Origin of the sequence: Methylobacterium tarhaniae, from assembly GCF_001043955.1 — a bacterium.
GTDB lineage: Bacteria > Pseudomonadota > Alphaproteobacteria > Rhizobiales > Beijerinckiaceae > Methylobacterium > Methylobacterium tarhaniae.
In genome coordinates this window covers 1-11,394 of sequence record NZ_LABZ01000151.1, presented here as the reverse complement: position 1 = coordinate 11,394, position 11,394 = coordinate 1, and the positions used below count along the sequence as shown (strand labels likewise).

Below are 11,394 nucleotides of genomic sequence, written 5' to 3'. Positions count from 1 at the left end.
CATGGTGCTGGGCGACCGGCCCGACCTTGCCCGGATCGCTCCCGAGCGCCGCGCGCGCCTGGGCCAGGGTCGCTTCCGCCTTCGGCCGGTCGCCCAGCACCATGTAGGACCGTACCAGCCGGCCCCATTCCTCCGGCGAGCCGCCCTTCTCGGCCAGCCGCTGGGCCAGCCCCTCGACCATGCCGCGGACCATCCCGCGCTGCTCCTCGCTCATCGACGGACCGTTGGCCGGCGCTGCCGCCGCGGGAGCCGGCGCCGTGCCGTCGAGGCGGGCGAGGCTGTCGCGCACCGTCGGCAGCCAGGGCGCATCGGGGGGAGACGCGGCGGCGAGCGCGGCGTAGCGGGTGCGGGCCGTCTCGCGGTCGCCGTCCTGCTCGGCGGCGCGGGCGAGGTAGAATTGCGGCTTGACCGCCTTGGGATCCTGCCTGAGCGCCCGCTCGAAGGCGTCGCGGGCCTTCGCGGAGACGACGCCGTCGCCCGCCGCCACCAGGGCCTCGCCGTAATCGGCGAGCCGCCCGGCCTCCTCGCCGAGGATCCGCAGGGAGTTCTCGTAGGCCTTGATCGCGTCCTCGGTGCGCCCGAGGCGCAGGTAGACCGGGGCCAGCACCGTCCAGCCGCGGCCATCCTCCGGCGCCTTGGCGAGGTGGGCCTCGATCTGCGCCACCGCCGCCACGAGGTCGTTGCCGGCCGACCTGGCATGGGCCAGGCGCTCGGCCTGGGGCTGGGCCGGCAGGTCCGGCGAGCCGTAGATGCCGTAGACGAGGAGCGCGACGAGCGGCACCGTCGAGAGGGCGAAGGCGGAAGCCGCGCGGCGCCGGCGCAGGGCCGGCTCGCCCATCGCCCCGGCACTCCGTCCGGGCTCGCGGCTGGCCCGCAGCAGGCGGCGGGCGGCCTCCGCCCGGGCGGCCTCGGCTTCCGGTTCCGCCAGGAGCCCGCGTGCGGCGTCGCGGTCGATCTCGCGCAGCTGGTCGCGGTAGAAGCCGGTCTCGGTGGCGATCCGCGCCTCGCCCTCCGGCACGGCCAGGGCGGGGCGGCGCGACATCGGCCAGAGCAGGGCGAGCACCGCCAGGCCGGTCATGAGCGCGAAGATGAACCAGATCGCCGTCATGCCCCTCTCTATCGCCCCGCCCGGGGCGACACGATTCGACGGGATGGCGACACGGTGTCACGTACGGGCAATCCCTCCGAGAGCCGGCCCCGGATTCAGCGCGGCGCGACCGGCCAGAACAGGCTGATCAGCACCGTGCCGACCACGATCACCATGATCGAGAGCGGCAGGCCGAGGCGGGCATAGTCGCCGAAGCGGTAGCCGCCCGGGCCCATCACCAGGGTGTTGCACTGGTGGCCGATCGGCGTGAGGAAGTCGCAGGCCGCGCCCACCGATACCGCCATCAGGAACGGGTCGGGATTGAGCCCGAGCTTCTGGGCGAGGCTCGCGCCGATCGGCCCCATCACCAGCACCGTCGCGGCGTTGTTGAGAAACGGCGTCACCGCCATGGCGGCGATCAGGAGCAGGCCGATCGCTGCAATCGGCGGCACCGAATGCATCGCGTTGGAGAGCGCGCCGGCGATCAGGTCGGTGCCGCCGGTCGCCCGCACCGCGTCGCTCACCGGGATCAGGGCGCCGAGCAGCACGATCACCGGCCACTCGATCGTCTCGTAGGCCTCGTGCATCGTCATCACCCGCAGGCACAGGAGCAGCACCGCGGCGCCGAAGAACGCCATCGCCACCGGCACGACGTGGAGCGCGACCAGCGCCATCGCGCCCGCCAGCACCGCGATCGGGATGTAGCTGCGCCGGCTGTGGCCGAGCGCGAGCTTGCGCTCGGCGAGCGGCAGGAGGCCGAACTCGGAGAGCACCTCGGCCAGCCGTTCGGATTCGGCGCGCAGCACCACCACGTCGCCGGCGCGCAGGCGCACGCTGCCGATGCGCCGGGTGATCGCCGCGCCCGATCGGCTCACCGCGAGCAAAGCGGTGCCGTAGCGCGCCGCGAGGTCCGCGCCCGCGGCGGTGGTGCCGGTCAGCGCCGAGCCGTCCGGGATCACCGCCTCGATCACCGTCATCTCGCCGCCCGCCGCCTGCGTGCCGACCAGGGTGAGCTTGGCGCGCGCCACCAGCCGCTCCAGGTCCTCCGGCTCGCCGTCGAGCAGCAGGATGTCGTCGGCCTGGAGCCGCCAGTCCGGACCCGGCACGTAGCGGCGGAAGCGCTCGCGGATGACGGTCGCCACCGTCACGTCGCCGTCGCCGAGCGCCTCCAGCTCGCCCACCGTGGCGCCGACAAGGGGCGACTCCGCCGAGAGGCAGGCCTCGGTGGTATAGGCCTCGATCCGGAACGCCGCGGCGAGCGAGCCTCCCGGCCGCCGGTCCCGGGGCAGCAGCCGGTAGCCCACCGACAGGAAGGCGAGGCCCGCCACCGCGAGGCCGAGGCCGACCGGCGTGAAGTCGAACATCCCGAACGGCTCGCCGACGACGTCGGCCCGCACCTTCGCGACGATGATGTTGTTCGACGAGCCGACCAGCGTGACGAGGCCGCCGATCAGCGAGGCGAAGGACATCGGCATCAGCAGCAGCGAGGCCGACGTGCCGGTCTTGCGCCCGAGCTGCAACGCCACCGGCATCAAGATGGCGAGCGCCCCGATATTCTTGGTGACGATCGACAGGCCCATCACCGCGCCGGCCAGCGCCGGCACCTGCTGGCGGGGTTTTCGCAGGTAGGGCAGCAGCGGGCGCATCGCGCTCTCGACCACGCCGGAGCGGGACACGGCGGCCGAGATCACCAGCGCGCTCGCCACGATGATCACCACGTCGTCGGCGAAGCCGTCGAAAGCCTTGGAGGCCGGCACCAGCCCGAGCGCCACCCCGGCGACGAGGGAGAGGAGCGCCACGAGGTCGTAAGGAAGCCGCCCCCAGATGAAGAGCAGGACGGTGACCCCGATGAGGCCGAAGGCGAGGCCCTGGTCGAGGGTCATGCGCGGATTCTCCGGGCGCGGGGGCGGGGGCGTGTCATGCCGGGCGGGTGATCCTGATGCGGAGTATCGGACCTCCCTAGATTGGGCCGCGCGGGACCGCGCCCAGGGCGCGGACGCGAAGAGTTTGTGCGGCCGGCGCCGTTCCGCACGCGGCGGTGCCGGGCTGGGACGACGGCCCGCTTGCGGAAGGCCTCGTCATGGAAGGCGTCGTCATGGAAGACCGCGTCATGGAAGACCGCGTCCGGAGCATGACCGCGAGGAGGCGGCGGGCCGATCCTGCGACGTACCCACTGCGCCGGACCACGCCCGGCGGCGGAGCCCGTCGGGCGGTCGCACGTTGGTGCCCGACCGCAAGACCCGAGATCCCCCGCATGAGCTTCGCCTTCCTCACCCGTGCCTTCGGCCGAGGCGACCCGGCCGAGGAGGCCGAGGAGCCGGAGGCCGTCCCGGCCCGGGCCTCGCGGCGCGACCGGCGGGCCGGCCGGGCGGATGCGGTGGTGACCGAGGCCCTGGGCCAGAAGGTGCTGCACGCCTTCCTGCAGAACCGCCACCAGACCCTGGTGCCGCTCACCCTGAACCTGCGGGTGCTGGAGCCGGCGCAGCGCGACCTCGTGATCCAGGCGATGGCGGCGGCGTTCCTGGCCCAGGGGCGCCGGCAGGACCCGGCCCCGGTGCGCGACGCCCTCGCCCGGATCAGCGCCGCGGAGGCCGAGCGCCAGCGCCTCGACAAGGCGCTCGCGGCGCCGCTGGCGCTGGGCGATCTCCTCGACGCGATCCAGGATGCCGATCTCGGTGCCTATGCGTATGTCGCCTCGCTGCTCGCCGTCGATCAGCGTCGCAGGGTCAACCAGCTCTATCTCGCCTATCTCGCCGAGCGGCTCGGCCTAGCCGAGGATGTGGTGTCGAGCCTGCACCGGCGTTATCGGGTCTGAGACTGCGGCTGCGCGGCGCTTGGCGCGGGGCTTCTCCCCCGGGCGGCGTGCCGCTACTCTGGCGGGGTCGTCGCGCCATCGATCCCGCCTGTTTCTCGAGTCCCATGCCCCGCAGCCGCCCCGGCGCCCAGTCCCGCGACGAGACGCATCCGGCGGATGGGTCGTTCTCCCCCGGCCCGAACTCCCGCGCCCGGCCGGCGCCGCCCTCGGCGGATGCGCGGCTGCTCGCCATCGCCGCCGACCACCTGCGCCGGCTCGGGCATCGTCAGGTCACGGTGGTCGGGGTCGCGGCCGAGGCGGGCATGACGCATGCTAACGTCTACCGCTACTTCCCGTCGAAGACCGCCCTCGTCGACGCGGTGGCGGGCCGCTGGCTTCGCGAGGTCGAGGCCGAGCTCGGCGCCATCGCGGACGCGCCGGACCCTGCCGACGACAAGCTCGAACGCCTGCTCCTGGCGCTGGCCTCGATGCAGCGGGAGGTGCTGGCGCGGGACCCGCACCTGTTCGCGGTCCACCGGGACGCCACCGTCGAGTCCCGGCCGATCGCCCGGCGCCATCGCGGCCGCCTGCGCCAGCTGGTCGAGCGGGTGATCGAGGAGGGGATGAATGCCGGCACCTTCTCGCTGCGCGACCGCGAGCGCGGCATCGCCTTCATCTTCGACACCAGCCACCGCTTCCTGCATCCGGTCTCGATCCAGCTCGACGTCGAGGTGCCGCGCGACCTGATCGAGGCCCGCCTCGGCGCCGTCATCCGGGCGATGCTGCGGATCCTGCGCATCGGAACCCTGTAAGGTCGCTGACAAAATGACGAAAATGTAACGACCGTCCGAGCGTATTGGCAAATATCTGAAATTAAAGGTAAAAATTGATCTGGTGACGCTCCGTGAACGCCGACTCGGCCGTGCCCGCGGGTCCCGTGCAAGGCCCTCGGGTTGTCGGCCCCGGCTTTTTTCGCCAAAGAGGCAGCCGCCGGCGCGGGCTCCTCGCGAGCGGACCCCGGCCCCCGACGGTTCCATCACACCGCGAAGGATCGGTTCTACATGGCACGCAAGAAGATCGCGCTCATCGGCGCTGGACAGATCGGCGGCACGCTCGCGCACCTCGCCGGCCTCAAGGAGCTGGGCGACGTCGTGCTGTTCGACATCGCCGATGGCGTGCCGCAGGGCAAGGGCCTCGATATCGCCGAGTCCGCTCCGGTCGACGGCTTCGACGCCAAGTACAGCGGCGCCAGCGACTACAGCGCCATCGCCGGGGCCGACGTGGTGATCGTCACCGCCGGCGTGCCGCGCAAGCCCGGCATGAGCCGCGACGACCTGATCGGCATCAACCTCAAGGTGATGGAAGCGGTCGGCACCGGCATCAAGACCCACGCCCCGAACGCCTTCGTGATCTGCATCACCAACCCGCTCGACGCGATGGTGTGGGCGCTGCAGAAGTTCTCGGGCCTCGACCCGAAGAAGATCGTCGGCATGGCCGGCGTGCTCGACTCGGCCCGCTTCCGCCACTTCCTGGCCGAGGAGTTCCAGGTCTCGGTCGAGGACGTCACCGCCTTCGTGCTCGGCGGCCACGGCGACGACATGGTGCCGCTGGTGCGCTACTCGACGGTGGCCGGCGTGCCGCTGCCCGACCTCGTCAAGATGGGCTGGACCACCCAGGAGAAGCTCGACGCCATGGTCGAGCGGACCCGCAAGGGCGGCGGCGAGATCGTCAACCTGCTCAAGACCGGCTCGGCCTTCTACGCGCCGGCGGCCTCGGCCATCGCGATGGCCGAGAGCTACCTCAAGGACAAGAAGCGGGTCCTGCCCTGCGCGGCCCACCTCACCGGCCAGTACGGCGTCGACGGCCTGTTCATCGGCGTGCCGATCGTGATCGGCGAGAACGGCGTCGAGCGCATCGTCGAGGTCGAGTTCTCCGGCGAGGAGAAGGCGATGTTCGAGAAGTCGGTCAATTCCGTGAAGGGCCTGGTCGAGGCCTGCAAGGGCATCAACGGCGCGCTGGCGTAACGCCTGACACGGGCGGCGCGGGGAACTCCCTGCGCCGCCTCCGCACGCCCGCCCGATCAAAGAAAGCTTGTCGCCCCATGAACATCCACGAGTATCAAGCCAAGGCCGTCCTCAAGGAGTTCGGCCTGCCGGTCTCGAACGGCCGCGCCATCTTCAAGGCCTCCGAGGCCGAGGCCGCCGCCAAGGAACTGGGCGGCCCGCTCTGGGTCGTGAAGTCCCAGATCCATGCCGGCGGGCGCGGCAAGGGCAAGTTCAAGGAGGCCGAGGCCGGCGAGAAGGGCGGCGTGCGCCTCGCCAAGTCGGTCGAGGAGGTCAAGGCCTTCTCCGAGCAGATGCTCGGCCGCACCCTCGTGACGGTGCAGACCGGCGAGGCCGGCAAGCAGGTCAACCGCCTCTACATCGAGGACGGCTCGGACATCGAGACCGAGTTCTACCTGTCGATGCTCGTCGACCGCGAGACCGGCAAGGTCGCCTTCGTGGTCTCGACCGAGGGCGGCATGGATATCGAGCAGGTCGCCCACGACACGCCCGAGAAGATCATCACCTTCTCGGTCGACCCGGCCACCGGCGTGATGCCGCATCACGGCCGCGCGGTCGCCAAGGCGCTCGGCCTCACCGGCCCGCTCGCCAAGGAGGCGGAGGATCTGACCACCAAGCTCTACCGGGCGTTCACCGCCAAGGACATGAGCATGCTGGAGATCAACCCGCTCATCGTCACCAAGGACGGGCACCTGAAGTGCCTGGACGCCAAGATCTCGTTCGATTCGAACAGCCTCTACCGCCACCCGGAGATCGTGCAGCTGCGCGACATCACCGAGGAGGACGAGAAGGAGATCGAGGCCTCGAAGTACGACCTGGCCTATATCGCGCTCGACGGCACCATCGGCTGCATGGTGAACGGCGCCGGCCTCGCCATGGCGACCCTCGACATCATCAAGCTCTACGGCGAGGAGCCGGCGAACTTCCTCGATGTCGGCGGCGGCGCCTCGGAGGAGAAGGTCACCGCGGCCTTCAAGATCATCACCGCCGATCCGAACGTGAAGGGCATCCTGGTCAACATCTTCGGCGGCATCATGAAGTGCGACGTGATCGCCAACGGGGTCATCGCGGCCGTCAAGGCGGTGGGCCTGCAGGTCCCGCTGGTGGTGCGTCTCGAGGGCACCAATGTCGAGAAGGGCAAGGAGATCATCCGCTCCTCGGGCCTCAACGTGATCCCGGCCGACGACCTCGACGACGCGGCGCAGAAGATCGTCGCGGCGGTGCGCAAGGGCTGAGGAGGGCAGGGCGCCCGTGACGGGCGCCCTTCTCGTGAGTGGGGCCCGAAAGACCGGACTCCTCTTCAGCGCAGCTTTCTCAGAGGCGGTGCATCGCGCTCGGTCCGCCTGAGCCGCACCGCCCATTCCCAAATGCAGATCTCCGGAGATCGCACGTGTCCATCCTCATCGACAAGAACACCAAGGTCATCTGCCAGGGCTTCACCGGCAAGAACGGGACCTTCCACTCCGAGCAGGCGATCGCCTACGGCACCAAGATGGTCGGCGGCACCTCGCCGGGGAAGGGCGGCGCGATCCATCTCGGCCTGCCGGTGTTCGACACCGTGAAGGAGGCCCGCCACGCCACCGGCGCCGACGCCTCGGTGGTCTACGTGCCGCCGCCGGGCGCCGCCGACGCGATCTGCGAGGCGATCGACGCCGAGATCCCGCTGATCGTCTGCATCACGGAAGGCATCCCGGTCCTCGACATGGTGCGCGTCAAGCGCTCGCTCGAAGGCTCGAAGTCGCGCCTCATCGGCCCGAACTGCCCCGGCATCGTCACCGCCGGCGAGTCGAAGATCGGCATCATGCCGGCCAACATCTTCCGTCCGGGCTCGGTCGGCATCGTGTCGCGCTCCGGCACCCTGACCTACGAGGCGGTGTTCCAGACCACCAACGAGGGCCTCGGCCAGACCACCGCGGTCGGCATCGGCGGCGACCCGGTCAAGGGCACCGAGTTCATCGACATGCTGGAGATGTTCCTCAAGGACGACAAGACCGAGTCGATCGTGATGATCGGCGAGATCGGCGGCTCGGCGGAGGAAGAGGCGGCGCAGTTCATTCGTGACGAGGCCAAGCGCGGCCGCAAGAAGCCGATGGTCGGCTTCATCGCCGGCCGCACGGCGCCTCCCGGCCGCCGCATGGGCCATGCCGGCGCGATCATCTCGGGCGGCAAGGGCGGCGCCGAGGACAAGATCGCCGCCATGGAAGAGGCCGGCATCCGCGTCTCGCCGTCGCCGGCCCGCCTCGGCAAGACCCTGGTCGAGGTCCTGAAGGGCTAAAAAGCCCTTCGACCCTCGCCCTTCGCCTCGCGCATGGCAGGCGTGGCGTGCGGAATTTCGGTTCCGCACCCATATCGCAAACAAACGTCAACTCTCTTGAGTTCGTAAGACACCCTCGCGCCCGGTCTCGCCGGGCGCCCCCACCGTCGATCGCTCGCCATCCTCCCGCCTCACCTGAAGGCCAGAGCCGGCGCATCGATCGACCAGCGCGGATAGACAGATCGCCATGGCACGCCAGGACGCGAACGACGCCCTCCTCGGAACCTCGTTCCTCTACGGAGGCAACGCCGACTACATCGAGGAACTCTACGCGACCTACACCCGGGATCCCAATGCGGTCGATCCCGAGTGGCGCAGCTTCTTCTCCGGCCTGAAGGAGGAGAGCGCGATCGTCGTGAAGAACGCGGAAGGCGCGTCCTGGGCGAAGCCCAACTGGCCGATTGCCGCCAACGGCGACATCGTCTCGGCGCTGGACGGCAACTGGGCCCAGATCGAGAAGGCGGTCGGCGAGAAGATCAAGGCCAAGCAGGAGGCCAAGGGCCAAGCGATCGCTCCGGCCGACGTGCAGCAGGCGACCAAGGATTCGGTCCGCGCGATCATGCTGATCCGCGCCTACCGCATGCGCGGCCACCTGCACGCCAAGCTCGATCCGCTCGGCCTCCAGCCCCGCAGCGACCACGAGGAGCTGCACCCGCAGCATTACGGCTTCACGGAAGCCGATTGGGACCGCCCGATCTTCCTCGACAACGTGCTCGGCCTCGAATTCGGCACCATCCGGGAGATCGTCGCGATCCTGGAGCGGACCTACTGCCAGACCCTCGGCGTCGAGTTCATGCACATCTCCGATCCGGAGGAGAAGGCCTGGATCCAGGAGCGCATCGAGGGCAAGGACAAGGAGATCTCCTTCACCGAGCAGGGTCGGCGGGCGATCCTCAACAAGCTGATCGAGGCGGAGGGCTTCGAGAAGTTCCTCGACCTCAAGTACACCGGCACCAAGCGCTTCGGCCTCGACGGCTCGGAGGCGATGGTCCCGGCGCTCGAGCAGATCATCAAGCGCGGCGGCGCGCTCGGCGTCACCGACATCGTGCTGGGCATGGCCCATCGCGGCCGGCTCAACGTGCTCGCCAACGTGATGTCGAAGCCGTTCCGGGCGATCTTCCACGAGTTCAAGGGCGGCTCGTCGTCGCCTGCCGAGGTCGAGGGCTCGGGTGACGTGAAGTACCACCTCGGCGCCTCGAGCGACCGGGCCTTCGACGGCAACACCGTCCACCTGTCGCTGACCGCCAACCCGTCGCACCTCGAGATCGTCGATCCCGTCGTGCTCGGCAAGGTGCGCGCCAAGCAGGACCAGACCGGCGACGAGCAGCGCACCACCGTGCTGCCGCTCCTCATCCACGGCGACGCCGCCTTCGCCGGCCAGGGCGTGGTGGCGGAGTGCTTCGGCCTGTCGGGCCTGAAGGGCCACCGCACCGGCGGCTCGATCCACTTCATCATCAACAACCAGATCGGCTTCACCACCGATCCGCGCTTCTCGCGCTCCTCGCCCTATCCGTCCGACGTGGCGAAGATGGTCGAGGCGCCGATCTTCCACTGCAACGGCGACGACCCCGAGGCCGTCACCTTCGCGGCCAAGATCGCCACCGAGTACCGGCAGAAGTTCCACAAGCCGGTGGTGATCGACATGCTCTGCTACCGCCGCTTCGGCCACAACGAGGGCGACGAGCCCGCGTTCACCCAGCCGAAGATGTACCAGATCATCCGCAAGCACCCCTCGACGCTCGAGAGCTACGGCAAGAAGCTGACCGAGACCGGCGTGCTGAGCCAGAAGGAGCTGGAGGACCGCAAGGCCGAGTTCCGCTCGACCCTCGACAGCGAGTTCGACATCGCCACGGCCTACAAGGCCAACAAGGCCGACTGGCTCGACGGCCGCTGGTCGGGCCTGAAGGCGGTGCGCGAGGACGAGGACGATCCGCGCCGCGGCCGCACCGGCGTGCCGGCCGACACCCTGCGGGAGATCGGGAAAGCCATCACCACGGTGCCGCAGGACTTCCACCTGCACCGCACCATCCGGCGCTTCCTCGACAATCGCGCCAAGGCGATCGAGACCGGCGAGGGCCTGGACTGGGCGACCGCCGAGGCGCTCGCCTTCGGCTCGCTCCTCACCGAAGGCCACCGGGTCCGCCTGTCGGGCCAGGACGTCGAGCGCGGCACCTTCTCGCAGCGCCACTCGGTGGTGATCGACCAGGAGAACGAGGAGCGCTACACGCCCCTCAACCACATCAAGGACGGCCAGAGCCGCTACGAGGTCATCAACTCGATGCTCTCGGAGGAGGCGGTGCTCGGCTTCGAGTACGGCTACTCGCTGGCCGAGCCGAACTCCCTGGTCCTGTGGGAGGCGCAGTTCGGCGATTTCGCCAACGGTGCGCAGGTCGTGGTCGACCAGTTCATCTCGTCCGGCGAGCGCAAGTGGTTGCGCATGTCGGGCCTGGTGATGCTGCTGCCGCACGGCTACGAGGGCCAGGGGCCGGAGCATTCCTCCGCGCGCCTGGAGCGCTACCTCCAGATGTGCGCCGAGGACAACATGCAGGTCGCCAACTGCACGACGCCCTCGAACTACTTCCACATCCTGCGCCGCCAGCTGAAGCGTGACTTCCGCAAGCCGCTGGTGCTGATGACCCCGAAGTCGCTGCTGCGCCACAAGCGGGCGGTCTCGGCCCTCTCGGACATCGCCGAGGGCTCGACCTTCCACCGGGTGCTGTGGGACGACGCCGAGAAGGCGCAGGACGGCGTGAAGCTGGCCAAGGACGACAAGGTCCGGCGCGTCGTGCTCTGCTCGGGCAAGGTCTATTACGACCTCTACGAGGAGCGCGAGAAGCGCGGCATCTCCGACGTGTACCTGATGCGCGTCGAGCAGCTCTACCCGTTCCCGCTGAAGTCGCTGGCCACCGAGATCTCCCGGTTCCGCAACGCCGAGGTGGTGTGGTGCCAGGAGGAGCCCAAGAACATGGGCTCGTGGGCCTTCGTCGAGCCCTACCTGGAATGGGTCCTCAACCAGGCCGGCTCCGTCTCGAAGCGCCCGCGCTACGTCGGCCGCCCGGCCTCGGCCTCGACCGCCGTCGGCCTGATGTCGAAGCACCTCGACCAGCTCCAGGCCTTCCTCAACGAGGCCCTGGCG

At 69.8% G+C, this 11,394-nt stretch carries 8 protein-coding genes; 6 read left to right on the top strand and 2 right to left on the bottom strand.

The window, feature by feature from the left end; all coding sequences use genetic code 11:
• Positions 1-1,108, bottom strand: a 1,108-nt coding sequence (gene ccmI / locus VQ03_RS20855) for a c-type cytochrome biogenesis protein CcmI (RefSeq protein ID WP_048452826.1), incomplete at its 3' end; no start/stop codon positions are given.
• A 95-nt stretch (positions 1,109-1,203) separates the two neighbouring features.
• Positions 1,204-2,970 (bottom strand): SLC13 family permease, encoded by a 1,767-nt coding sequence (locus tag VQ03_RS20850; protein ID WP_048452825.1) that lies wholly within the window; start codon positions 2,968-2,970, stop codon positions 1,204-1,206.
• Between the two features lie 371 nt (positions 2,971-3,341).
• Here VQ03_RS20850 and VQ03_RS20845 point away from each other — a divergent pair, with 371 nt between their 5' ends.
• The 6 genes from VQ03_RS20845 to VQ03_RS20820 form a co-directional block, all read left to right on the top strand.
• Positions 3,342-3,902, top strand: a complete 561-nt coding sequence (locus VQ03_RS20845; RefSeq protein WP_048452824.1) for a DUF533 domain-containing protein — start codon at positions 3,342-3,344, stop codon at positions 3,900-3,902.
• Between the two features lie 104 nt (positions 3,903-4,006).
• The gene (locus VQ03_RS20840; protein WP_083468126.1) at positions 4,007-4,693 is read left to right on the top strand and encodes a TetR/AcrR family transcriptional regulator; all 687 of its coding nucleotides are present in this window, start codon (positions 4,007-4,009) and stop codon (positions 4,691-4,693) included.
• Between the two features lie 249 nt (positions 4,694-4,942).
• Complete coding sequence (gene mdh / locus VQ03_RS20835; protein ID WP_048452823.1) at positions 4,943-5,905, top strand: malate dehydrogenase; 963 nt, start codon at positions 4,943-4,945, stop codon at positions 5,903-5,905.
• Positions 5,906-5,982: 77 nt separating this feature from the next.
• Positions 5,983-7,179 (top strand): ADP-forming succinate--CoA ligase subunit beta, encoded by a 1,197-nt coding sequence (gene sucC / locus VQ03_RS20830; RefSeq protein ID WP_048452822.1) that lies wholly within the window; start codon positions 5,983-5,985, stop codon positions 7,177-7,179.
• A 155-nt stretch (positions 7,180-7,334) separates the two neighbouring features.
• Complete coding sequence (gene sucD / locus VQ03_RS20825; RefSeq protein ID WP_048452821.1) at positions 7,335-8,219, top strand: succinate--CoA ligase subunit alpha; 885 nt, start codon at positions 7,335-7,337, stop codon at positions 8,217-8,219.
• A 226-nt stretch (positions 8,220-8,445) separates the two neighbouring features.
• Positions 8,446-11,394, top strand: a 2,949-nt coding sequence (locus VQ03_RS20820) for a 2-oxoglutarate dehydrogenase E1 component (protein ID WP_048452820.1), incomplete at its 3' end; no start/stop codon positions are given.

Excerpts from the sequence above, each read along its gene's own strand:
- VQ03_RS20850 (WP_048452825.1), bottom strand. The coding sequence starts at position 2,970 with ATGACCCTCGACCAGGGCCTCGCCTTCGGCCTCATCGGGGTCACCGTC.
- VQ03_RS20845 (WP_048452824.1), top strand. The coding sequence starts at position 3,342 with ATGAGCTTCGCCTTCCTCACCCGTGCCTTCGGCCGAGGCGACCCGGCC.
- VQ03_RS20840 (WP_083468126.1), top strand. The coding sequence starts at position 4,007 with ATGCCCCGCAGCCGCCCCGGCGCCCAGTCCCGCGACGAGACGCATCCG.
- mdh (WP_048452823.1), top strand. The coding sequence starts at position 4,943 with ATGGCACGCAAGAAGATCGCGCTCATCGGCGCTGGACAGATCGGCGGC.
- sucC (WP_048452822.1), top strand. The coding sequence starts at position 5,983 with ATGAACATCCACGAGTATCAAGCCAAGGCCGTCCTCAAGGAGTTCGGC.